This is a genomic window from Oenococcus oeni, assembly GCF_020510245.1.
Classification (GTDB): domain Bacteria; phylum Bacillota; class Bacilli; order Lactobacillales; family Lactobacillaceae; genus Oenococcus; species Oenococcus oeni.
Genome location: NZ_CP084701.1, coordinates 1463696 through 1487748, shown reverse-complemented (window position 1 = coordinate 1487748; position 24053 = coordinate 1463696). Strand labels below are relative to the sequence as shown.

Annotated in this window: 19 protein-coding genes and 1 riboswitch; of the genes, 18 read left to right on the top strand and 1 reads right to left on the bottom strand. The window is 38.6% G+C overall.

Annotated features, from left to right (window positions below; all coding sequences use genetic code 11):
* Window positions 1-3 precede the first annotated feature (3 nt).
* The 13 genes from J3U91_RS07770 (at window position 4) to J3U91_RS07710 (ending at window position 16133) form a co-directional block, all read left to right on the top strand.
* Entirely contained in the window at window positions 4-2592 is a 2589-nt protein-coding gene (locus tag J3U91_RS07770) for a glycoside hydrolase family 38 N-terminal domain-containing protein (RefSeq protein ID WP_002819288.1), read from the top strand.
* 19 nt (window positions 2593-2611) lie between these two features.
* Window positions 2612-2869, top strand: coding sequence for a hypothetical protein (locus J3U91_RS07765; RefSeq protein WP_226489936.1), 258 nt, complete (start codon window positions 2612-2614; stop codon window positions 2867-2869).
* A gap of 455 nt (window positions 2870-3324) precedes the next feature.
* On the top strand, window positions 3325-4986 hold the full coding sequence (locus J3U91_RS07760; protein ID WP_002819286.1) for a peptide ABC transporter substrate-binding protein: 1662 nt from the start codon (window positions 3325-3327) through the stop codon (window positions 4984-4986).
* A 42-nt stretch (window positions 4987-5028) separates the two neighbouring features.
* Entirely contained in the window at window positions 5029-6117 is a 1089-nt protein-coding gene (locus J3U91_RS07755; protein ID WP_002819285.1) for a M42 family metallopeptidase, read from the top strand.
* Window positions 6114-6971, top strand: coding sequence for a M55 family metallopeptidase (locus J3U91_RS07750; protein WP_002819284.1), 858 nt, complete (start codon window positions 6114-6116; stop codon window positions 6969-6971). The genes J3U91_RS07755 and J3U91_RS07750 overlap by 4 nt, the downstream gene beginning before the upstream one ends.
* 437 nt (window positions 6972-7408) lie before the next feature.
* A riboswitch (TPP riboswitch) is annotated at window positions 7409-7498 on the top strand.
* Window positions 7499-7658: 160 nt separating this feature from the next.
* On the top strand, window positions 7659-8237 hold the full coding sequence (locus J3U91_RS07745; RefSeq protein WP_002819282.1) for an ECF transporter S component: 579 nt from the start codon (window positions 7659-7661) through the stop codon (window positions 8235-8237).
* Complete coding sequence (locus tag J3U91_RS07740) at window positions 8234-8533, top strand: thiamine-binding protein (protein WP_002819281.1); 300 nt, start codon at window positions 8234-8236, stop codon at window positions 8531-8533. Before J3U91_RS07745 ends, J3U91_RS07740 begins: the two co-directional genes overlap by 4 nt.
* Window positions 8530-9906, top strand: coding sequence for an ATP-binding cassette domain-containing protein (locus J3U91_RS07735; RefSeq protein ID WP_002820862.1), 1377 nt, complete (start codon window positions 8530-8532; stop codon window positions 9904-9906). The genes J3U91_RS07740 and J3U91_RS07735 overlap by 4 nt, the downstream gene beginning before the upstream one ends.
* The gene (locus tag J3U91_RS07730; RefSeq protein ID WP_002819279.1) at window positions 9903-10544 is read left to right on the top strand and encodes an energy-coupling factor transporter transmembrane component T family protein; all 642 of its coding nucleotides are present in this window, start codon (window positions 9903-9905) and stop codon (window positions 10542-10544) included. Before J3U91_RS07735 ends, J3U91_RS07730 begins: the two co-directional genes overlap by 4 nt.
* 237 nt (window positions 10545-10781) lie before the next feature.
* Entirely contained in the window at window positions 10782-11411 is a 630-nt protein-coding gene (locus J3U91_RS07725; RefSeq protein ID WP_226489935.1) for an APC family permease, read from the top strand.
* Between the two features lie 14 nt (window positions 11412-11425).
* The gene (locus tag J3U91_RS07720; protein WP_002819276.1) at window positions 11426-12094 is read left to right on the top strand and encodes an APC family permease; all 669 of its coding nucleotides are present in this window, start codon (window positions 11426-11428) and stop codon (window positions 12092-12094) included.
* A 41-nt stretch (window positions 12095-12135) separates the two neighbouring features.
* Window positions 12136-13653, top strand: a complete 1518-nt coding sequence (locus J3U91_RS07715) for an amidase family protein (RefSeq protein WP_002819275.1) — start codon at window positions 12136-12138, stop codon at window positions 13651-13653.
* Window positions 13654-13811: 158 nt separating this feature from the next.
* The gene (locus tag J3U91_RS07710; protein WP_002820861.1) at window positions 13812-16133 is read left to right on the top strand and encodes a GW dipeptide domain-containing protein; all 2322 of its coding nucleotides are present in this window, start codon (window positions 13812-13814) and stop codon (window positions 16131-16133) included.
* Between the two features lie 33 nt (window positions 16134-16166).
* Here J3U91_RS07710 and J3U91_RS07705 read toward each other — a convergent pair whose 3' ends face one another.
* Window positions 16167-18233, bottom strand: a complete 2067-nt coding sequence (locus tag J3U91_RS07705; RefSeq protein ID WP_002826703.1) for a BglG family transcription antiterminator — start codon at window positions 18231-18233, stop codon at window positions 16167-16169.
* A gap of 108 nt (window positions 18234-18341) precedes the next feature.
* On the opposite strand from J3U91_RS07705, the gene J3U91_RS07700 reads away from it, so the two are divergent.
* From J3U91_RS07700 to J3U91_RS07680, 5 genes are all read left to right on the top strand, one after another.
* Window positions 18342-18824 carry a PTS sugar transporter subunit IIA gene (locus J3U91_RS07700; RefSeq protein WP_002820858.1) on the top strand — a complete coding sequence of 161 codons (483 nt, stop codon included), beginning with the start codon at window positions 18342-18344 and terminating at the stop codon, window positions 18822-18824.
* Window positions 18821-19120: a PTS sugar transporter subunit IIB gene (locus tag J3U91_RS07695; protein WP_032821233.1), complete on the top strand. Its 300-nt coding sequence runs from the start codon at window positions 18821-18823 to the stop codon at window positions 19118-19120. Before J3U91_RS07700 ends, J3U91_RS07695 begins: the two co-directional genes overlap by 4 nt.
* Before the next feature lie 18 nt (window positions 19121-19138).
* Window positions 19139-20509: a PTS ascorbate transporter subunit IIC gene (locus J3U91_RS07690; protein ID WP_002820856.1), complete on the top strand. Its 1371-nt coding sequence runs from the start codon at window positions 19139-19141 to the stop codon at window positions 20507-20509.
* 36 nt (window positions 20510-20545) lie between these two features.
* Complete coding sequence (tkt, locus tag J3U91_RS07685; RefSeq protein ID WP_002820855.1) at window positions 20546-22585, top strand: transketolase; 2040 nt, start codon at window positions 20546-20548, stop codon at window positions 22583-22585.
* Window positions 22586-22741: 156 nt separating this feature from the next.
* Entirely contained in the window at window positions 22742-24043 is a 1302-nt protein-coding gene (locus J3U91_RS07680) for a GntP family permease (protein ID WP_002820854.1), read from the top strand.
* Window positions 24044-24053: the final 10 nt, after the last annotated feature.

Genomic DNA, 24053 nt, shown 5'->3' with positions numbered 1-24053 from the left:
TAAATGCCATTAAAAAAAGTAAATGTTTATCTGGTTAATCACACCCACTGGGATAGAGAATGGTATTTTTCTCATCGGGATTCTTTGATTTTAAGCGATTTATTATTCACAAATATGATTAAGGAATTGGAAAAACATCCGGAAGCATCATTTACGCTAGATGGCCAGATATCGATTCTGGACGATTATGTTGCCGTTCACCCGGAAACAAAGGCACGGATTAAACATTTAGTTAGTAAGAATCAACTTCAGATTGGGCCGTGGTATACCCAACCTGACGCGTTGCATGTACAGGGAGATTCGTTATTACGCAATGGCATGATTGGCATATTGTTGAGTAGAAAGTATGGCAAGACAATGTCTGTAGGCTATTTGCCAGATACGTTTGGATTTAATAGTCAACTACCATTTATTCTTGATGAACTTGGATTAAAAAGTTTCGTGTTTTGGCGAGGCATTGACATAAAGAAAACCGGTAGCTGTTATTTTATCTGTCATAGTTTAGGCAATAGTCGAAAGGTTATCGCTGTTAATATGCCGCAGGGATATAGTATTGGAATGCTGCTGGATGCTTCAAATCAATATGTAAATCAGCGATTAGATCCTGCAGTTACCTTTATTGAGGATCAATCAAACCGTTTTGAACCAAATATCTTAATTCCTACGGGCAATGATCAGATGAGTATTATCACTAACTTCAGTGATCAAGTGGCGAAAATAAATGAAATTGGGAAATATCATTATCAGATTAGTAATTACGAAGATTTTATAGAGAAAATTTCTCATGAAACGTCATTGTCTGATTATATGAGAGAATTTTTAGATCCAGTCTTAGCCCGGGTTCATCGAACTTGTGGCTCAAGCCGAATGGATATTAAATTGGCAGCTACGGCATTGGAAGATAAATTAGTTCATCAGGTGGAACCTCTAATGGTTATTGGCAGAAAATTTGCCATCAACTTAGGAGATTGTATTTTGACTGATGCTTGGAAGAAACTGTTGGATAGTCAAGCACATGATAGTCTCGCAGGTAGCGTTGTTGATTCGGTTGCTGAAGATATTTTGCATCGATTGAAGGAAGGCAATGAATTAGCTGATGGTATTTTAAACACGATAAAACGTTTGATCAGTTTAAGACTGAAGCTAAGCTCGAATCAGGTTGTTGTTTTCAATCCTCTACCAAGAAATACCGTTGATTATTGTTCAGTCAGAATTGTTAGTCCTACAGAGAGTGTCGCATTCGATGGTGTTGATGACAGTGCCCTTGTTGCTAATAAACGAATTCATGGTCGTGATCATCTTTTGCAACAAACCAGAAGTGGCGATCAGCAGACTAACGAGCCCGGATACTTTATCAGCGATTATTTAGTTAAGATGGCACTACCTGCCATGGGTTATAAGATTTTGAATTTTCGTGCTGATTCAGAACTGAAATTGGAAACGACCCCAATCAAACAATTGCAAACTGAACATTTCACCGTGGTTTTCGATTCAGGACATGTTGATTTGAAATTAAATGATGGTACGGTTATTCATGATTTTATTTGTCTTAAAGATAGTGGCAATGCAGGTGATACCTATGATTATTCTCCGCCTGAACAGGACCGGGCCGTCACAATGCTATTCCGATCTGCAAGTGTTTTCAAACGTGGACATTATGAAGAAATGAAGTTAGCAGGACAGTTTAAATTGCCACGTACCCTGAGTGATCGTCGAAATGGTGAATCTAATACCGAATACCGTTTTACAATGACTATCAGCTATATTGCTGATTTGCTGCAGATTCACGTTAGCGTGGACAATCAAATCTTCGATCATAAACTTGTTCTGGCTATTAACACGGGTAGTGTTAATGATAAGAACATTGCTTCAGTACCTTTTGGATATTTAACGCGCAGCCAGCAATCTGTAAAGGACTGGCAGAAACATTTTGTTGAAAAAACTGTATCTATTTGGCCACTCGACAATAACGTTACAGTAGAAAATAAAAAATATAGCATCACTATTTTTTCCAAAATGATCAAAGAATACCAGCAACATGGCAAATATTTGCTATTTACTTTATTAGCAAGTACAGATCAACTTGGTAAGGCTGATTTAATTAATCGACCGGGTAGAGCATCTGGCGACACGACCAAAGTGGGTCATCCCTATATACCTACTCCTGGAGCCGAATTGCTTGGCAAACACAATTATGATGTACAAATCTATTTTGCTAAAACTTTTAATAAATTAGTCGTTGCAAAGATTCAGGAGAAGATCAATTTTCAGGCGATGAGTTATCAAATTCAAAACAAAAATCTGTTCCTCAATCGCCTCGATAATAAATTACAGGATGATTTAGTCCCGATTGCCGGACTTCCAACTCAATTTAATTTAATGGATCTTCCGAATGGCTTGTGTGTTAGTGCCTGTTACCCGTCTTATTTTGGAAACAATGCAACGATATTACGGTTATTTAATCCTGGCAAATTAGCAGTCGCTTTTAAATTACCGTCAGGTGCTCAAGCTGTCAACGCTTTGGAAGATTCGCGAGAGTATCACGGTATTATTGCTGCATATGATTTGTTATCAATTAAAATTCAATTTTGATATTTAAGCTACGTTTGAAATGACAGATAGGTCTCAAGTGGCCTATCTTTTTTTGATAAAGCGAGGTCTCATTAAACATGTCATATTTAGTTGTCGGATTTTTTCCTGGACTTATCTGGGGAATCTGCCTATTACTTTTCACTATGTTAGAGGAAGTGCTTTTGAAAAAATAATTACGGAAACGATTCTCTTGGAAGAAGTTGTTTCATTCGGAAGCAATTTCTTGATATCGGACAAGAAGCAGGCGAAAATTCTTGCCAAGATACCTCAGAATTAATGCTTATTGGTTAAAAAAATCGTAGTGAAATCCGTGAGTAGCCATTTTAAGACAATCTTGTTATTATTTCAATCTATCAATCTTTGACTTTTACAAAAATAAGTTGATTGCGACTAAATAAGAGATATTTATTCTAATATTAAAAATAGATGTCATCAAGTACAAATAAATTTGTTAAAAATTAATGACGAAATACTTATGGGAATGACTAAGGGGATTTTTTTGAGTAAAGCATTTTTAAAAATATAATTTCGTTTTTACGAATAATTGGACACTGATATAGACTTATCTAACAAATATTGTTGAATTTTTCTCTAATTTACGAACTATTTCAAAAAATTATTGAATATTATTCATTAATTTCTTGATTTTAGTAGATAAAAGCTTCTATAATTACTCTAAATTTACTTTCGTTGATGTGGGATCAATTGAAAGGGACAAGGAGTGATTTTTTTATGGTAAAAAAGAGAAAGGTTTCCTTAGGCAAAAGGATTGGTATTACAGTTTTAGCTGTCGTTATTTTGGCTGGTGGATTTGCCGCTTATGACACATTAAGTAGCAAATCTTCGAGTAGCAACGTTTTAAATGAGCCATTGGCAACTGATCTAACAACGCAGGATTTGTCTCAGGTTATTGATGAATATTCGTCTCAAATTGCAGGAAATGTCCAAGAAGGGCTTTTGTCAAGGACTGCAAGTGGAACAGCTAAAGCCGGCTTGGCAAAATCTTGGTCTCATTCAAAGGATGGACTTACCTGGACCTTTCATTTAAGAAAGGGTCTTAAATGGTCAAATGGGGATTCTTTAACAGCTTCCGATTTCGTTTATGCCTGGCAAAGAACTGTTAATCCAAAAACAGGAAGCCAGAATGTCTATCTCTATTCTGGTATTAAAAATGCTGATGCAATTAATTCCGGCAAGAATAAGGACTTAAGTTCTTTAGGAATTAAAGCACCTAGTTCTCACACACTTGTGATTACATTGGAACACCCAATGCCCCAATTTGAGAATTTAATGGCTACGCCTGCGTTTTTTGCTCAAGATAAAAAATTTGAAAGTAAATTGGGCAAAAAAGTTGGTACTAGTGCTGCTGATCAGGTTTATGACGGTCCTTACAAACTTGTTGGGTGGAATGGTTCCAATAAAAGCTTTAAATTAATACCAAATTCGAATTATTGGAATAAAAAAGCCGTTAAAAATGACGGTGTTAATTTTCAAGTTGTTACTGATCCAATCGCTGGTTTAGGTTTGTATAATAAAAAGAAACTTGACCAGACGACATTAAGTACGAATGCACAAATAAAGAAATATAAAAATTCGAAAAATTTAAAAATATATAACGAATCGGGAACTAGTTATCTTGAATACAATCAAACAGGAAAAGTTGCCGGATTGACCAATCAAAAAATTCGAGAGGCTTTAAATTTGGCTACTGATCGCAGCACGATTTCTCAAGAGGTTTCTGAAGGATTAGATTCACCTGCCAGTGGTATAACACCTGCTGGTCTTTCGAAAACTTCAAGTGGTGAGGATTTTGCAAAAGCTGCCTCCAAATCAACAGGTTACAGCTACAATATTTCGAAAGCTAAAAAACTGTTTGCTCAAGGATTGAGGGAAATTGGATTAAAGAAATTGACTTTGACAATAGAGGCTAGTTCTGATTCTTCGGCTTCAAAGCCGACCCTTGATACGCTCCAACAAACTTGGCAAGAACTTCCCGGATTGACTGTTAAAGAAAAATTCGTTCCTTTTAAGCAGCGCATGCAGGACCAGGAGAATCACAGTTTCGAAGTTGTCTTGGGTGGTTGGAGCGCAGATTATGCTGAACCATTGACATTCCTCAACATGTTCATCAGTGGCGGTGGAAATAACGATGGTTCATATACCAATAAAACTTATGATAAATTGATCGCATCTGCTTCCAACAAAAATGCCCTTAGCGATAAAGCAAGAACGGACAATGAAATTACAGCTGAAAAACTGTTATATAAGGATTCAGCTATAGATCCAATTTACTGGATGAATGCCGCGACCTTAACTAATCCTAAAGTTAAAGGAGTCCAATATTTCTCTTCTGGCGTCTGGTATTACTATATGCATGCATATCGTGTTAAATAAAATTATTTAATTAAAATAATTGGATAAAATAAGGAGGTTTTTTTGAAAGATAAAGATCAAATTGATTTAATTAAGGACTTTTCTAATGCAAATGGTGCGCCTGGTTTTGAACAGGAAGTTGCTAATTTGTTTATTAATAAAACATCGTCGAAAAGTGACACGGATATTGATGGTATTTTTAACTCCTATGCAAGCTTGAAGAGCAATACGGGTCATCGGCCAGTTGTTCAGCTTGATGCTCATGCGGATGCAGTCGGTTTTATTGTTCAAGCTGTTCGACCAAATGGTCTGTTAAAATTTGTAGCTTTGGGTGGTTGGATTCCAACCAATATTCCGGCCATGAAAGTACGTGTCCGTAATAAGCATGGCGAGTATGTGACCGGTGTCGTTGCAACGAAACCTCCACATTTTATGACTGATTTCGAGAAAAAAGCTTTGCCGGTTATTTCAGATATGTCTATTGATATTGGTTCTCTTAGTAGGGAGGAGACCATCAATGAATTTGAGATCGATACCGGATGTCCAATTGTGCCAGACGTAGAATGCGAGTATAATCCGAAAAACAAAATGTTTTTTGGAAAAGATTTTGATAATCGTTTGGGAGCTGCTGCACTAGTGAATATGATAGATAATTTGGACAGTCTTCCATTGTCCGTGGACGTGGTTGCAGCTTTATCAACGCAAGAAGAAGTTGGTTTGAGAGGTGTACATGCTACTACGAGAAAAATTAACACTGATCTGGGAATTGTTTTTGAGGGTTGCCCCTGTGATGATACTTTTTATCCTGACTGGTTGGCACAAACTGGTTTAAAACGTGGACCTATGCTTCGGGATATGGATACTTCTTTTATCGCCAATCCGATCTTTGAGAACTTCGCTGATGCTATTGCTAATGAATATCAGATCCCGCATACTCGTTCTGTCAGAACTGGTGGTGGTGTCAATGGGGCAGTAGTGGAATATTACGAAGGCGCGCCGACGATTGTTGTTGGAATTCCAGTTCGTTATGAACACACGGCTTACAATTGGGCTAATCTGGAAGATTTTCAAAATGCTGTAAAATTGGTTACAAAAATAATTGAAAAGATGGATATGGTAACTATTAAGAGCTTTAGGGGGCAAACACATTGAAAATATATATATCTACCGATATCGAAGGGCTGGCAGGTATTGTCGACTGGGATATGGAAAGTGGTGACACAGAAATATTCCGTAACTTGTATAACGAACAATTAGAATGGGTGTTGGAAGGTATACAAAAATCTTCGGTTAATGAAAAGATCACGGATATCCTTTTGGTTGACTCACATGCTAAAGGAAACAATTTGTCTTATGATAGACTGTCAGATTTTGATGATCGCATTAGCTTGCTGAGTGGATGGCCGCGAGAAGATTATATGATGAGTTGCCTCGATAATAGTTTCGATCAGGTTGTCTTTGTTGGTTATCATGCTGGTATCGGTAAGCAGGGCGGCAATATGGATCACGGATATAGTGCGAGATCCGCCTATAAAATATGGATCAACAATAAATATCAAAATGAGACAACGATTAATGTGGCTTATGCTTCTGAGGTAGGTGTTCCGGTGACTTTAGTGATTGGTGATTCTGCACTTAAGGAGCAATTAATTGATGAGCATATGTTTGATTCCCCTAAATATGTCACAACAAAAAAATCGTTAGCTAGGTATGCCGCTTTGAGTTTTCCGAGAAAAAAAGTTCGTACAGCTACGATTGACGCTGTTAAAGAAGTTTTACAAAATCCTGCGCCTTACTCGACACTTCCGATACCTAAATTGCCGGCTAGGCTTAAAGTACAGGTGTACAATACCGCCCAAGCCGATGCGATATCCCAATTACAGGATATCAATCGAATAGATGGTAGAACTATCGAAACGACAGCTAATTCTATACATGATCTAATGAACGAGATTTTAGCAATTGTAGCAATAGGTGGTACTCAAGGACGCTTTAATGGTGCTTAATGGATTAGTAAAATTAAATGATCAAATGCTGTATAAATTATCATTTTTATGTGAAATAGCATTTTATTGTTATTGATGAATCTTTATTAATTAATTTTATTTCTGTTGAGTATGGGACCAAGGATAGCAGCTAATAGAACTAAAGTAATAACAGACGTCACGATCCTGGTTAAAAAAGCTATTACCGTTGGAGCTAAGTCAGGTTCAAGCGAGATGGTCGATGTTGAAGAGATTTAATTAGTTTATGCACCTATTAATACGACTCGTGTCAAATTACGTGTTGCCGGAGATCTGGCCTAATTTTCTTGGAGTATAGAATTGTGGTCCTCGCAGTTATAAAAACTTAAAACATTAAAAGATCTCTGACGTATTTACTGTTTGTTTGTAGTAATTAGCTATGCTACACTTTTAGTGTTATTTGATTACAAATAACCAAACATCAAAATCTGGGGTGCCCAAGGGCTGAGACTATACCCACATAACCTGATCTAGTTCGTACTAGCGTAGGGAGATTACTTGAGAGATTTGTCGATTTATTATTTATATTGCATCCGTTGTTCGGATTTATGAATATATTGCGTTCGGCAGTAATAGATTTTTTTCAAGCCAGTTTCCTCACGGGGACTGGCTTTTTTAATGGCGTGCCCCCTTGGAGATGTTTAAAAATATATTTTTGGAGGGTGTTTTATGCACACGAAATGGTCTTTGCTTGATTTTATTTTTTTGGCTTTGATTAGTATTTTCTTTGGTTTTATTTTTTGGATATGGGCATTTGCCTATAACGCTATTGCGGCCGTTCTCACTCCACTCGGTTTGAGTCCTTTTGCCAACGACGCAACGCTTGGTCCTTGGTTGATGGCCGGGCCGATGGCAGGATATATCCTGCGCCGTCCAGGCGCTTCGATCATCGGAGAAACGCTTGCCGGAATTGTTGAAATGGTTTTTGGTTCCCAGTGGGGCATCATGGATATTGTTGCCGGAGCTATTCAGGGACTTGGGACAGAAATTGGTTTTGCTGCTTTTAGGTATCGTCGTTGGGATAAGACAAGTCTTTCCTTATCGGTTCTGACTTCTACAATTGTTACTTTCATTTGGGATTTGTTCAGAAATGGTTATTCACATTACACACTCTTGCTTTTGATTGCTTTGTTTATCACTCGATTGATATCAGTGACTGTATTTTCCGGCGTGATTGTTTACTTTACAGAGAAACTGATTTCAAAATCAGCGATCCTTTCAAATAATAAATCGGAGGTAGTTAAATGATTTCCAGTATTGCAGTTCAAGTATTACCCATGACCACGGATACGGACGAAGTAATTCGAATTGTTGATTATGTGATTGCTTATATCGACAAAAGTGGTGTTAATTACCAAGTAGGTCCATTCGAATCATCCTTGGAAGGGGACTATGATCAGTTGATGAATATTTTAAAAGAACTGCCAAAAGTTGCCGCCCAAATCTCGGATATTCCGGTGATGGTTTATAGCAAAATCAATATGGCAACCAAATCAGATGTTCTGACGATCGCAAAGAAAACGGATAAATATCGGGATAAATGACTACGAGTTTGTGTCATGTCAGCCTTTCTTACGGCGACAAAAAAATTATCAATGATCTCAATATCGAGTTTCAAGATGCTAGTTTTAATTTATTGATTGGTCCTTCAGGTATTGGAAAATCAACTTTTTTACGAATTTTAGCCGGGTTTTATCCGCAAATAAAAGGAAAAGTCATTGTTGCTGATAACGCGATTGATAGTTTGCCGGCCAATCTACGGGCTCGATATGTTGGTTTTCTGTTTCAAGATCCAAATACTCAATTTGTCATGACGACGGCTTTTGAGGAACTTGTTTTTACCTTGGAAAATTTGCAGACTCCCCGAAACGAAATTCGAGAAAGGGTTCAAAAAGCAATCGATTTCGTTGGGATTAATCAATTTTCCAATTCAAAAATAAATTATCTCTCGGGTGGCGAAAAGCAAAAGGTCGCTCTGGCTGTGATTGTGGCAATGGAAAGTAAGTTACTCCTTCTTGATGAACCCTTTGCAAATATCGATCAAGCATCGAGAGAATATTTACTGAAAAAACTTAAGCAGCTTCAATCAAGCGGTACGACAATTATAGTCGTTGACCATGATTTATCCGCTTATGAAAAACTGGCCGACCAGGTTTGGTTGATGGCAGACAGAAAAATTAAACCGATCAGCGAGGAAGAGTTTAAAAAACGTTTACCGACTCATCAAAGTTTTGATTTTGCGATTCCTAAAAAAGGCAGACTCGTTTGTGATGATGTAACGATCAAGGTTGGAGATAGGAAACTTTTTTCCGTTAACCACCTGTCCTTGGCGGAATCTGGAATCACTCTGTTAACCGGAGATAACGGCACTGGCAAATCGACTTTATTTAGTGCCTTGACTCGTTTAAAGGATTATGAAGGCAAAATTGCTTACATCGGTAAAGATATTTCTAAATTAAAGATTCCCCGATACATGAAGGAAGTGGCGCTCGTTTTTCAAAATTCAGAAAAACAATATCTGCGTATGACAGTTAGTGAGGAACTGGCCTTGAGTCTGGAACAGACTCGTCATCCAGTAGACTGGCCAGCAGAAGTGGTTGATGAATATTTGCAGCGCCTCAACCTGTTCGGGCTCGGTGATCAGATTATTTATCAACTTTCCGGTGGGCAAAAGAAAAAATTGCAGTTAATTGTGATGCTGATTATGGAAACACCGATCTTATTACTCGATGAACCTTTGGCTGGCCTGGATTTTCAGTCTGTTGAGCAGGTATCCAAGATTTTACGCGAAATCGCCGATCGCAAACGTCAACGTTTTGTAATTATCAGCCATCAACTTGATCGTTTATTGCCTAAAGTCGATTTTTATCTACGTTTGGAAAATCAGACTTTAAAGTATCAGGAGCATTTATTATGAATCCCAGTATAAAATTTATCTTAATTTTGCTTGTCAGTTTGGAAATTACTTTTGTTTTGGATTATCGCGTTAATTTATTAGTTGCCGGATGTGCATTTATCTATCTTTTGCTATCAAAGCTATCTTGGCGTCGTTATTTATTGCTGATTTTTCTTCCTGTGATTCCGATGCTTGGCGCCTGGACTTCTTTTAATACTTTCAGTAGCCCAGGGATTGCCTGGGTTATGGTTACCCGAATCCTTTCCTATATTTATCTTGGCGCCGCTTTTTCTTTTACAACTGATATGGATTTGTGGCTGGATTCTTTGGAACAAAATTTTCATTTGCCGACTGTTTTTATTTATGGTCTGCGCGGAGCTCTTTCTTTTGTGCCCCGAGTCAAGCAGGAAATAAAAACGATTCGAGTTGCGGCCTTGATGCGTGTCGTCAAGATAGCTCCTTACTCGCCGCAATTATTTCTTAAATCCATTCTGATTTCATTGCGATGGTCCGAACGTTTGTCAACGGCGATGATCTCCCATGGCTTTACCGAAAATGCACCACGGACTCATTTTAAAGAGATATCAATTAAAAAGAGCGATATCTTTATTGCCGGTATCTTGATTCTTTTGATGCAGTTCTCTCTTTTATTTTTTTGAGTTTTCTTGAATTTATCATATTTAATTTCTTGAATATTAATAAACATAATGTCACGATCTAACCAACTATATAGAAACCCCATTTTTGATAGCTGAATAATGTCACAAAAATTTGTCATCTTTCCTGACATTTTTAAATTAATTGTAATGTGAAGTTTTAATCTGGTCTTAATAATAGTTGGAGGGGTTTGTAATGAAAAATAGGGATGTTTCGGTTTCGAGTGCTCAGGGATGCATTTGTCGAAGACTTTAAATATTGTTGAAACGGTTTCACTGGCTGCTTCTGATATTTCTCCTACTTCGGGTGTTTTTTTAAATATGCCGGTTGCGATTGTAATGGTCGGAACCGGTTCTTTTTTAGTTTCTTTAATGGCCGGAATTATTGCAGTTTGTGTTGCTCTTACTATGGCTGAAGTCGGTTCGGCTTTTCCTAAATCTGGTGGAATTTACTCGGTAATCCACAGAGTTATGGGTAAGAAAATTGGTTTCCTCGCACTTGTCGCTTATTTAGTCGAGGGAGTTTTTATCCCTGCTGTGACATCGATGGGTTCTGCTACTTATTTAGCTGCAGTAATTCCAGCGTTGAAAGTTAATCTGCTTGCGCCGGCATTGATGTTGATTGCAATGCTTATTTCAATTGCAAATATTTCTTCGACTGGAAAATTTACGACTTTTTTGCTTGCTTTGGAATTATTAGTTGTTCTCACAATTACAATTGCTTGTTTGCTAAATCTAAAGCAGCCGGTTTCGGTACTTTTTTCAACACAAGTTATTCATGGAAATTCTTTTTCAAATGTGTCTTGGCCAACCATTTTTTCGACTATCGCCGTAATGCTTTTTTCATTTAATGGTTTGATTCTGCTTTAAATTTTTCTGAAGAAATGTCTGGGAATCAAAAAAGCATCGGCCGTTCAGTATTTGGTGCGGCCTCGATCGGAATTATAGCCCAATTGATTCCTTTAGCAGTTATATTGCTGGCAGCACCGTCTTTAAAAGGTTTTTTGAAATCATCGAATCCAATTCTTTATGTGTCTAATGATGTTCTTGGGCCGACAATGCATGATTTCTTAAGTTTGGGAATATCTTTAGCAATGTTTGCCTGCACGATTTCAGTTTTGTTGCAGTTTTCCCGTGTCCTTTATACCAGTGGAAGGGATAATATGTGGCCTAAAACAATTAATCATTTTCTTCAAAGCATTCATCCGAAATTCAAAACTCCTTGGAAGGCAACCCTTTTTCTTGGCGTAGTTGATATTTTCTTAAATTTCGTTTCCAATCTTGGCGATCTGATTTCCTTTACATCTGTCTTGGTTGTTTTGCTTTATGCGTTGATTGGAATTTGCGATATTATTGCTCGCAGTAAAAAAGTTTCTTTCCCATATAAAAATACCTTTGGTATCATGGCACCAATTATTACGATCGTTGCGTCTGTATATGTCCTTTCTAGACAAACTTTTATTAATTTGTTAATTTCTTTGGTTATATTGGCGGTTTCTTTTATTTATGTTTCCCTATTTAAAAAAGCCGATACAATAGATTTGAATTTGTAGTTGCTTTGTATTACTTGTAGATTTTTAGATTGGATGGGTCTATGGCGAGAGAAATTTTAAACAAAAAAGAATTTTATCAGCTTGTTAATGATTTTGATCTGACGGAAAAAGAGAAAACTGTTTATTGGAAAGAGCTCTCGAATGGTTTTTTCTCTTCTTTTGAAGAGCTTTCTAAACATTACCAATCGCCGGTAAAAAAGCCGGTCTATAGGAGAACTTTCCAAAGCCGGCCTTATGCTGACGATCGATATAATGCCTGGTATGTCAAAACCAAAATCGAGCACGCTGAAAGTGGCTCCTTATTAGGAAAGAAAATTGCTGTTAAAGACAATATTTCGATTGCCGGCGTACCAATGAGTATGGGAACGAAACTGCTGGAAAGTTATAAGCCAAAGGAAGACGCAACTGTTATTAGCAGACTCTTGGATCATGGAGCCGATATTCTTGGAAAATCCGTTAGTGAAAATTTATTCTGTTCCGGAAGCAGTTTTACAGCCGACAGCGGTCCAGTCGAGAATCCAAAAGTACCAGGATATTCAGCTGGTGGTTCTTCGAGTGGTTCGGGTGCTCTGGTTGCCAGCCAACAAGTTGATATGGCTTTAGGTTGCGATCAAACCGGGTCAATTCGAATTCCAAGTGCCTGGTGTGGTATCTATGGTCTCAAACCAACGCGTGGATTGGTTCCCTACACTGGAATCGGTTCGGTCGATCAATTGCTTGATACTGTTGGACCAATGGCTAACAAGGTTTCTGATCTGGCTTTGCTTTTAGATGCAATCGCCGGTAAAGATGGATTGGACGGTCGTCAAGCCTGGTTGAGCATGGGGCAGAGTTTTTCCTTTGCTGAACAACTGTCTTCTGAAATTTCCGGTAAAAAAGTCGGTCTTCTCCAACAAGGATTTAGGATTGAAGGTGTTTCTGATCCTGAGGTTGATCAAACAGTTCAAAAGAATGTTGGTTATTTCAAAGAACTCGGTGTTTCGGTTCAAGATATATCTGTTCCTGAATTCGATTTAGCGAGAAACATTGCTGATGTTATTAACACACTCGGGACTTCTCGACAGCAGCTTAGATATGGTGGCAGCAGTTTTGGAACTGATACTTATTATCCAATTGATCTTAGCGAGACCTTTAAAAGCAGGATCAATAGTAAAACGGTCACATCTTTAGCGCCGCTTGTTCAACTGATGTTATACGGCGGTGAAATGGCGGATGGCCAAATTGAAGATTACTATGGTCGTGCTCAGAATATGATCCCGCTAGTTAAAAAAGCTTTTGAAGCGGCTTTTAAAGAGGTTGACATTCTGGCTCTACCAACGGTTCCTTTCACTGCAAGAAAATTACCGCCGCTTAAAGCTGATATAAAAGAACAGATAGATAGTGGCGTTGGAGCTGGTCATAACGATGACCCTTTTAATATTATTGGCTGCCCAGCTATTAGCATCCCTTGCAAATTAGATGAAGGACAAAAGCCAATCGGCATGATGCTGGTCGCACCTTTTGGCCAAGATCAACAGCTACTTGATTTTGCTTATGCTTATGAAAGAATGATAGCTTGAGTAAGGGGCGATTTTATTCTAATTTTTTCTGAATATCTTTTTAAAAGTCATATTTTCATGGCTTTTTTTCTTGTTATTTCAATAATTTAGTGAAATAATTCAGAAGGTTTCGAAATGATTTTTTCCTTTCGTTTGAGATATTTTGTGGGAGTAGAGAGATGTTTTTAAAAAAGGGCAAAAAGAAGTTATACAAGTCTGGCAAAAATTGGGTTGCCGCACTGCTTTTATCAGCTGCTGTCTTGAGTTTTTATTCGGCTGGCCTAAACCAGCAGACTGCCAGTGCGACTACTAGTAGTCAAACTAAGGCAGTTAGCTATGACAAGATAACCAATAAACAGACCGTTAATTATTCGGCTTATGTTAATGAAAACAACCGAAACGATGGCTTATATTCGGCTCCGGCCTTAACTGATGTTGCTTCGATGACTTCAACCGGATCGGCTAAAAGCCTAAACGGACATTTGGTAACGGTATCCGAGATCGATACGACTAAAAGGGCTTCAACCGGCGTTAGCTATCAGTATGCCAAGATCACCGATAACAATAAAAGCTATTGGGTTGATCTTAGAGCTTTGAATGACTCTGCTCAGATAACTTCTACGCAAACAGTTAACTTCCAAGCCTATATCAATGGCAATACAAGAAACGACGGTCTGTATAGTGCCCCAGCTCTGACAACATCCAGTTCTTTAACACCACTTGCTTACAGCAAGTCCTTAAACAAAAAATCCGTTATGGTATCTGAGATCGATACGACTAAAAGGGCTTCAACTGGTCTTAGCTATCAGTACGCCAAGATCACTTACAACGGCAAGACCTATTGGGTCGATGCTCGGGCCGTCTTTGATTCGATTACCAGTAAACAGACTAATTTGAACTATTATGCAACAATTAGCGAGACTAATCGTAATGATGGTATATACGAGGAACCAGCTTTAACCAGTCTAGCTTCGATGGCTTCGACGGGTTCAGTTAAAACCTTTGATCAAGATTCTGTTGAGGTCCTTGAGATCGATACGACTTTTAGAAATTCCAACGACCAAAAGTATCAGTATGCAAAAGTTACTAATGGTACTAATACCTACTGGGTAGATGTTAGGGCTCTAAATACCAGCGGTTTTGCCAAGATCACTAGTTCTAAGACCGAAGACTATTCGGCTTATATTAACGAAGCTAATCGAAAGGACGGTATCTATGATAATGGACCGGCCTTAACCAGTCCTACGACTCTAACGGCTTCGGCTTTAGCTAAGACAGTTAACGGCGATCAAGTAGAAGTGATTGCTTTAGATACTACGACGAGGTCTAATGGCAGCCAGTACACTTACTTGGAAGTAAAAGACGGCAGTAATACCTACTGGATCGATAGCCGTGCTGTGACAGCTTATAACTTTGATAGCATTACCAATCAACAGACAGTTAATGAAACAGCCACGATTAACGAAGGCAGTCGTTCGGATGGCCTATATAATGCCCCAGCTTTAACCAGTCCTAGTTCTTTAACTTCAACTGGTTCGGCTAAAGATCTTGATGGCCAAACGGTTACGATTTTAGAAATCGATACAACTAAAAGAGCTTCTAACGGCAATACTTATCAATATGCCAAGATCGCTTACAACGGCAAGACCTATTGGGTCGATGCTAGAGCTTTGAATAATAGTACTTATTCAGGTGCTATTATGGTTAACTTTGAAGATGAAAATGGCAATCAACTTGCAAGCCCAATTGAATATACTGGTAAGATTGGATCAACTTATCAACCTGAGCCTAAAGCAATTACTGGATATAGTGTTGATCTGGCAAAAACAGGTTCAATCGATTTAACTTATTCCTCAACCACACAAACTATCACTTATATCTATGAAAAAAGTACTGCAACAACCACTGACTTGATTAGTGGCCAAGGCCAAGATACTGATAGTAATCGTTGGGTCGTTGGTACTGACGTTCAACCTGGTTGGTACAAAATAACGCCAATCGGTCTGGGAACAGATGATAATATTGTCTTAAATGTTGAAGGAAGTGATAGTTCAGATCTTCCCTTGGCCAATGACATTAGTGGAGCTTGGTTTGGTAGTGACAGCTCTGCTGGAGAAATATCTTCTTATCAAGCTTATCTGACAGCTGGACAAGTGATTGAGATGCAGGATAACGGTACCGATGCCGCAGCTGGACAAGGCCTTCATTTAGAAGCTCTTTCAACTAGACCAGCGACCAGCCTGATTGATCCTGAAAGTCCAATCCCAAGTAGTTTTCAAGACCTTGGTGCAGGAATTTATGAAGTCGGCGTTGATATTCGGCCTGGAAACTATCAAGTAGCAGATGTATTGGGAGAGGGTTATTTGTATACCGATGATGGTACTGTTAGTTTGGATCTTGGTACTGGCCACGGCGATAATTCCACGGGCACAATTACTTTGACCACTGGTGAGTTGTTGACAAGTACTATAAATGGAATCTCTCTTGAACCGGAAAATTAAAAGTAGATATTTGTCAATAATTATTCATTTGAATTAATTAATCAAACTATTTTCTAGCAATTGTTCTTTTTTGGAAACGGATAAAATATTGTTCATTGCCTTTCCATTTTGCAATATTTTCATAATGTCGTTTAATTTTTCCAGATGACTGCTCGTGTCAACGGTTGCGAAACCAATAATTATTTTTATAGCCTCACTGTCATTATTATTGACCAAATGAACCGGTTTTTTTAAAAGTAAAAATGAGAAATCCGTTTTGTTTACTCCATCCCCAGGTTTTGCATGAGCTAGTAGAACGCCCTTTTCAATCATCATATAAGGCCCATATTTTTTTGTCAGATATTCAATTTTATCAATATATTTTGTTTCAATCGATCTGTTTTTTATTAGGGGCTCGAAAGCTAAAGACAGCGCTTCTCTAAAATTATTTGCGTGATCTACAAAAGATATATTTGATTTAGTAAAAATCTCTTCAAGCTTAGTATGCGAATTGTTTGTAATTTTGCTTTTATTGTTCAGAAAGTTCGTTGAAGAATTTTCAATGTATTGTTTCAAAGCTTTTTTTAGTTCGTTAACATTTTCAATCCTTGCATATTCGGAAATAATGTCTAAAAGTCCCTCGATATTCATCTTGGGATTTTTTGTTTTAACCAGGCCTTCTTTTTTTAAAGCCGATTCAATATTTTTCCAATCCTGCTTACCTGGGATTGCTGAAACTTTTAAAACATTAATTCCTTTACGATTTTTAATTTTTATTGTTGAAACAATTAGTTTAATATCTTCCAGAGATGAATTCTCATAGCTTAATGTGTTGTAGGGTTTTGAGAAAGCAACTTCGGGAAATCTGTCATCTAATTGCTGCTTTAATATTCGTGATGTTCCAATTCCACTCGAACAGACAATCATGACATCGTTTTTTTGTTTTTTTAAATTCTCGGCTTCGATTGCTTTAATTTCACCTCCAAAGTAAAGTGCGATTAAAGCAAGTTCATCATCCGGAATATCTTTTTTGACGAACTCTTCAAATGGTCTTACGGAAAACCTTGTAAAAGAAAATAGCTGTTCATATTTTTGCTTGATTAAATCCAAATCTGGGTGCTTGTAGGATATACCGTATTTTATTCGATAATAGGTGGCTAATAAATGAGTCGAAAGATTAACCTGCAGAGAATCCAGCCTTAAGTTAACACCGGCTATTCGATTAAAACGGAAAATTATTTTCTTTGCGATTGGCAATATCTCTTGAATTCCGCCATACTCTTTATTTGCTTTATCGAATTGGCTTGAATGAATTGTATTGATCAAGTAACTTGCTTCGCCCAAATTGACGACATGATTTTTAAATAAAAATTTTTGTGCCCATTCCAAAGCAATTAGATTGCTCGGAATAACATTTGTATTTTCCAATCTATTCACCGGATTTTGAATTCTGTCGATATACCAATCCAAATAGGCACTCAAACAAATAAAAGCATCATCAGTAAAAAAATTCCCGGTCATTCTTTCAAACTCTTTTAAAAGAGGGTTGATGTTTTGAACTGATTTGACTCGCTTTGCAAGTAAAGAAAATAAAATTGGATTTCCTTTTGAGAACTGTTCGTATATCCAATTTCTTTTTTGAATTTCAGGACCATTGATCGTATGGCCGCCGCTGTTTTTCGATAAAGAAAGCTGATAATCCTTTAGAATACAACTGATTTTCTTAAAATCTTTATCGGCTGTATTTCTGCTTACATCGAATTTTGTTTCGATTAGTGTCAACGAGACTTTTTCCCTGTTGATTAATAACCAAATAATAGTTTCAATTCTTTGTTTTCCCGAGAAATTAAAAAATTCTTCATTTTTTTCGTTATTAAATCTTTTTGATTTTTCTAGCGCGGATATTGTTTCTTGGTTTAAATAAAATCCCAAATTTTTAACGTTAATTACTTTGTCGAAACCTTTTTCATCCAGAAATTGGTTCATTTTTTCGATTGAATAATAAACAGATCGACGGGATATCGATAACTGTTTTTCAAGTTCCGGGATTGTGATTAGATCTTTTGAACTAAGAAACAAGTTCAACATCTGGTTAACACGTTTATTTTTCGAAGTGTACATCGCTTAATTCCTTTGGTGCACTTTTTGCACTGCCTATATTGCTATTTTTGCACTTGTTAGCGCTTACAGCAAGATATAGTCTTATTTCTTGGGAAGAGAGGTGAATATATGCTTTCTAATTTATTGAATGAGAAAACAGTTAGAATCGCTGATGGAAAAAAATTAGATTGGAAAACATCTATTAAAGAAGCGTCAAAACCGCTTTTAGAGGATGGAACGATTCTAAATGGCTACGTAAGTTCAATGATTGATGTTGTTGAAAAAGAGGGTCCCTACATAAATATCGGACCGGGAATTGCATTAGCCCATGCTCAACCGAATGGTTTTGTTAATCGTGTTGGTATGGCGCTATTAAAGACTAAAGATTCAATTGCCTTGACTTCTAAAGACCACATGATAAACATCTGGTTTGTCTTGGCTGCAGTTGATTCTAACAGTCATTTGGAATCAATCAAGGAACTTACTAAGTTATTGACTGATCCAAATAATGTTGAAAAGCTACTATCCGCCAATAGTGTTTGTGATCTTCTCAATGTAATAAAGAATGTCGATTTAAATTTCGCTGTCAAAAGAAAAGAGGATAAAAAATGAGACTTGTCGCTGTATGTCAATCAGGTCTGGGTACTAGTTTTATGGTACAGATGAATATTCAAAATGTACTTAATGATGAGGGGGTCGATACAGGCAATTTCGAGCTTTCCCATATGGATGTCGGTTCAGCAACACCTGATTCGGCGGATTACTTTTTTATCGAAAGTACACTTGAAACGGCTTTGGGAAATTTGCCAAAGGAGAAAGTAGTTCTGCTTAAATCCATTATCGATGCAGACGAAACCAAACAAAAAGTTAATGAAATCCTTGATAAAAACAAAATTAATCATAAATAAAAACAGGAGTCGTTAATCATGAAAAAAATACTGGAATTATTTGTATCAATAGCGAGCCAACCCGCCATCCTTGTTGCCTTGATATCAATGGTTGGATTGTTGCTTCAAAAGAAAAAGGCTAATGAAGTTGTCGCAGGTACAATTAAAACCTTCGCCGGTTTTCTTGTATTAACCGGTGGTGCAACTATTTTGGAAACTGCCTTGGCACCCTTTGCAAAAATGTTTCAATTCGCCCTACATGTTCAAGGTGTTGTTCCGTCCAATGAAGCAGTCGTTGCGATTGCTTTAGTAAAATACGGAACTCCAACTGCTTTAATTATGCTAACAGGAATGATCGTGAATATTTTGTTAGCCAGATTTACAAGATTTAAATATATTTTCCTGACCGGTCAAGCGATGCTTTATATGTCTTGCCTATCTGCAGTTATTTTAATTTCTGCAGGTATGGGTGATGGCTGGCAAACAATTTTATTCAGTGGAATATTCGAAGGAACATTGCTTACTATTACACCAGCTCTTTGCCAGCCTTTTATGCGCAAGATTACAAAAAGTGATCAAGTTGCGATGGGCCATACCGGTAATATCGGCTATGCATCAGCTGGATTGATTGGAAAACTTTTTGGGGATAAAAGTAAGAGTACTGAAGATCTTAATATTCCCAAAAGTTTAGGGTTCTTGAGAGATTCTACTGTTTCGATTGCTCTTTTAATGAGTGTTGTTTATGTAATCTTGGCAATTGCCACCGGTCCGAGCTATATTGAAAGCAAATTAAGTGGTGGCACTAACTACATTGTTTATTCAATTATTCAGGCAGGAACATTTGCTGCCGGGTTCGTTGTTGTTTTACAAGGTGTTCGTATGATTCTTGGAGAAATTGTTCCTGCCTTTCAGGGAATCGCCAAGAAACTTGTTCCAAATTCAAAGCCTGCACTTGATGTCCCGATTATCTTTCCCTACGCACCAAATGCTGTTTTGATAGGTTTCTTTGTCAGCTTTTTTGTTGGAACTCTAAGTATGTTTGCAATGATTGCACTTGGAACGACTGTTATTATTCCAGGAGTTGTTGGCCACTTTTTCTGTGGAGCAGCTTCAGGTATTTATGGAAATTCAACTGGCGGAAGACGTGGGGCTGTTTTGGGAGCAACATTTAATAGTTTGCTGATTTCCTGGTTACCACTATTTATTCTTCCGGTTCTTGGAACTCTCAAATTAGCTGCATCGACTTTTGCCGATACGGATTACCTGATTCCAGGAATATTGGTCGGTAAATTAGGTAGCTATGGAGCAATAACACTTGTTTCCGGAATATTGATTTTCCTGCTTGTAGTTGTTTTGACCTCAATCGTATTAAATGCAAAGGACCGCTCAAAAGTGGTTCCTGCTAAATAATTTTTTAAATAATCAATCTATTAAAGAGGAGGACAAATGATCGATACTCAATTTGAAAATATTCCACTTAAAGAATTGAACCGTCAAGACGAACAGCAGGCAGTCAATGCGATCCGTTTTCTCAGTCTCGATATGATCCAAAAGGCTAATTCCGGCCACCCGGGCCTGCCCTTGGACGCTGCCCCGATGGCCTATACGCTTTTTCAAAAGTTCCTTAATTTTAACAATCGCGATCCATATTGGATCAACCGGGACCGTTTTGTTTTAAGTGCCGGCCATGGCTCGGCTCTGCTTTACAGCCTGCTTCATTTGAACGGATTTAAAGTCGGGATCGATGATCTAAAACGGTTTCGTCAGTTGGATTCACTAACCCCGGGTCACCCGGAGTGGAAACACACCCCGGGAATCGATGCGACAACCGGTCCTTTGGGTCAGGGGCTGGCGATGGCTGTTGGCATGGCGATGGCCGAAAAACATCTTTCGGCCATCTATAATCGCCCTGGTTTTAACATCTTCGATCACGAGACCTATGTGATCGTCGGCGATGGGGACTTAATGGAAGGGATCAGTCAAGAATCAATGGCAATTGCCGGTGAGAAAAGATTAAGTAAATTAATCGTTCTCTTTGATTCCAACGATGTCTCCTTAGATGGCCCCTTAAAGCTTTCGACCGGCGAAAAGATTCAGGATCGGATTATCGGCAACGGCTGGGATTACCAGTTTGTCGCCGATGGCAATAATTTGTCTGATATTGATGAAGCAATCAGAGAAGCGAAAAAGAGCGACAAACCATCCTTTATCGAAATAAAGACAATCATTGGCTACGGCACGCCGCTTCAGGGCAGCAGCAAAGTCCACGGGGCGGCAATCGGCGAAGAGAACGTGGCCAAGACCAGGGATTTCTATCACTGGCCCTATCAGCCCTTTGAAATTCCAAAAGATGTTTACGATCTTTTTAACGACAGTCATCAAGCCAAAGACCGGTATTATAAAAGTTGGCAAGAATCCTTTCAGCTTTACGCCGAAGCTTTTCCTCGATTAGCAGAGCAGCTGGAAAATAATGATTCGACTTTAAATACCGATAATCTGAAATTGGCTGAAAATAATGATCAAGAACTAGCAACCCGTGTAAGCAGTTCTGAGGTCATGCAACAAATCGCCGATCAAAACAGGACTTTCTGGGGCGGTTCGGCCGATCTTTCGTCATCTAACAAGACCTATCTGAAAGATCAAGGCGATTTTACCGATTTAACGCCTCAGGGTTCAAACGTTTTTTATGGAGTTCGTGAATTTGCGATGGCCGCAATTACCAATGGCATTCTCCTCCATGGCAATAGTCGCGCCTTTGCTTCGACCTTCTTTATCTTCAGCGATTATATGAAGCCGGCCATTCGCTTGGCCGCCCTGCAAAAACTCGCTTCGATCTTCATTTTTTCTCATGATTCCTTAGCTGTCGGCGAAGACGGGCCGACTCATCAACCGGTTGAACAGTTAGAGACGCTTCGGACCACGCCGGGAATCGATGTTTATCGTCCTGCCGATCAAAACGAAACCCTGGCCGCTTGGAAGGCCATTGCCAAAACAACGAATCGTCCAACGGCTTTGGTTACTTCAAGACAAAAGCTGCCTGTATTAAGAGAAACAAAGGACGCTCCAGTAGAAAGAGGAGCCTACATTGTTTCCTCAGCCAAAAAAGATCTTCCCGATGCGATTCTGATTGCCAGCGGGTCAGAACTCCATTTGGCTCTGGAAGCTAAAAGAGAACTTGAAAAAGAAGGTTACGATCTTTCAGTTGTCTCGATGCCCAGCATGGAGGCTTTTCAAAGGCAAAGTGAAGAATATCAAGCAAGTGTCCTGCCCAAGCAGGTCGTTAACCGTTTGTCGATCGAAATGGCATCGAGTTTGGCTTGGGGACGCTATACCGGAATTTTTGGAAAGAATCTTGCCGTCGATACTTTTGGCAAATCTGGCAAGGCAAATGATGTAATCGACGATTACGGTTTCAATCTTGCCCATATATCCCGGATGGTCAAAAAGATGATCGACGAAAATAAAAACTTGCAAATAGTCAAATAAACTTATTTTTCAATCTTACAGTCGGATTATGAAAAGTGATATTGAAAAGGCGTCGGTTAATAGCTGCGGCGCCTTTTTGTTTGCAATAGTAATTCGATTATAGCCATCATTTATAATTAGGATAGATTTGAATTTTCTTGGAAGGGAGGAAAGAGAATGTCAAATTCAGTTAGTTGGGTCGGGGCTTTATTGGGTTTAGCCCTGGCAATTGGATTAATTTTATGGAAATTAAATCCAGTTTATTCATTATTGCTTGGAACTATTTTTGGTGCCATTATTGGCGGCTCCAGTCTTAGCCAAACGGTTAATATAGTTGTTGCCGGAACACAAAGTGTAATGGGGACGGTTGTTAGAGTGCTGGCAGCCGGTGTCTTGGCCGGCGTCATGATGGAATCGGGAGCCGCGAATGCCATTGCAAGGGCGATCGTTACCAAATTAGGTGAAAAATGGGCAATTTTATCGCTGGCGCTCGCAACAATGATCATCACTGCTGTCGGAGTATTTATTCCGGTTGCCGTTTTGATTGTTGCTCCAATTGCTCTTGAGGTTGGCAGCCGCATGAAAATTTCTAAATTGGCATTGTTGGTTGCTCTGTCCGGGGGTGGCAAAGCTGGTAATATCATTTCACCGAACCCTAATACAATTGCCGCTGCTCGGGGATTTAATTTAGAGCTTAGCCAATTAATGGTGGCTGATTTTATTCCGGCACTTTTCGGTTTGGCAATGGCTGTGTTGTTGGCGACTTTTCTCAGACATAGAGGGGCGATTGCCAGTATGGCTGATGTTGAAGTCAATCAAAAGCAGACCGGCCAGACTAAGCTTGAAACACCTTCGCTCCGCTCTGCAATTGTCGCTCCACTGCTGGCGGTTATTTTGTTATTGATAAATCCGATTGGCAGCATTTTGCATGTTTCTTTTTTAGAAAAATTTCAAGTCGACGCGATGTACATTCTTCCTTTTGCCGGAATCGTCGGCATGCTGGCGATGCATAAAGGCAATAAGGTCTTGGAGTATACAAAAGCCGGAATGGAGCGAATGACCGATGTTGTTTTGATTTTGATTGGTGCCGGGGCTATCGGAGGTTTGATAACTTCTTCGACGCTGCCGGCTGAGATTGTTTCATTGATCAAAGTGTCGGGCATTTCTGGGACCTTCCTTGCCCCGATCTCTGGGATTTTAATGGCCGCAGCGACCGCTTCGACTTCGACAGGAGTTATTCTCGCTACCGGATCATTCAGTAAAGCAATCCTTTCGTTTGGAACAGCTCCATTAGCAGCAGCTGTAATGGTCCATACTGGCGCAACAGTTATCGATCATCTTCCTCAAGGAAATTATTTTCATGTTACTGCCAATGCGATGAATATGAATTTAAAGGAACGAATGGGTTCGGTTCCTTATGAAACGGCAGTCGGTTTGACAATGACAATCGTCGGTACTTTGATATATGGATTTTTTTAAAAAATATTAA

What these genes read in the sequence shown, in the direction of transcription:
- J3U91_RS07710 (WP_002820861.1), top strand. Translation starts at nt 13,812, where the DNA reads ATGTTTTTAAAAAAGGGCAAAAAGAAGTTATACAAGTCTGGCAAAAAT.
- J3U91_RS07765 (WP_226489936.1), top strand. Translation starts at nt 2,612, where the DNA reads ATGACAGATAGGTCTCAAGTGGCCTATCTTTTTTTGATAAAGCGAGGT.
- J3U91_RS07700 (WP_002820858.1), top strand. Translation starts at nt 18,342, where the DNA reads ATGCTTTCTAATTTATTGAATGAGAAAACAGTTAGAATCGCTGATGGA.
- J3U91_RS07760 (WP_002819286.1), top strand. Translation starts at nt 3,325, where the DNA reads ATGGTAAAAAAGAGAAAGGTTTCCTTAGGCAAAAGGATTGGTATTACA.
- J3U91_RS07705 (WP_002826703.1), bottom strand. Translation starts at nt 18,233, where the DNA reads ATGTACACTTCGAAAAATAAACGTGTTAACCAGATGTTGAACTTGTTT.
- J3U91_RS07730 (WP_002819279.1), top strand. Translation starts at nt 9,903, where the DNA reads ATGAATCCCAGTATAAAATTTATCTTAATTTTGCTTGTCAGTTTGGAA.
- J3U91_RS07695 (WP_032821233.1), top strand. Translation starts at nt 18,821, where the DNA reads ATGAGACTTGTCGCTGTATGTCAATCAGGTCTGGGTACTAGTTTTATG.
- J3U91_RS07720 (WP_002819276.1), top strand. Translation starts at nt 11,426, where the DNA reads ATGTCTGGGAATCAAAAAAGCATCGGCCGTTCAGTATTTGGTGCGGCC.
- J3U91_RS07735 (WP_002820862.1), top strand. Translation starts at nt 8,530, where the DNA reads ATGACTACGAGTTTGTGTCATGTCAGCCTTTCTTACGGCGACAAAAAA.
- J3U91_RS07690 (WP_002820856.1), top strand. Translation starts at nt 19,139, where the DNA reads ATGAAAAAAATACTGGAATTATTTGTATCAATAGCGAGCCAACCCGCC.
- J3U91_RS07745 (WP_002819282.1), top strand. Translation starts at nt 7,659, where the DNA reads ATGCACACGAAATGGTCTTTGCTTGATTTTATTTTTTTGGCTTTGATT.
- J3U91_RS07770 (WP_002819288.1), top strand. Translation starts at nt 4, where the DNA reads ATGCCATTAAAAAAAGTAAATGTTTATCTGGTTAATCACACCCACTGG.
- J3U91_RS07680 (WP_002820854.1), top strand. Translation starts at nt 22,742, where the DNA reads ATGTCAAATTCAGTTAGTTGGGTCGGGGCTTTATTGGGTTTAGCCCTG.
- J3U91_RS07740 (WP_002819281.1), top strand. Translation starts at nt 8,234, where the DNA reads ATGATTTCCAGTATTGCAGTTCAAGTATTACCCATGACCACGGATACG.
- tkt (WP_002820855.1), top strand. Translation starts at nt 20,546, where the DNA reads ATGATCGATACTCAATTTGAAAATATTCCACTTAAAGAATTGAACCGT.
- J3U91_RS07715 (WP_002819275.1), top strand. Translation starts at nt 12,136, where the DNA reads ATGGCGAGAGAAATTTTAAACAAAAAAGAATTTTATCAGCTTGTTAAT.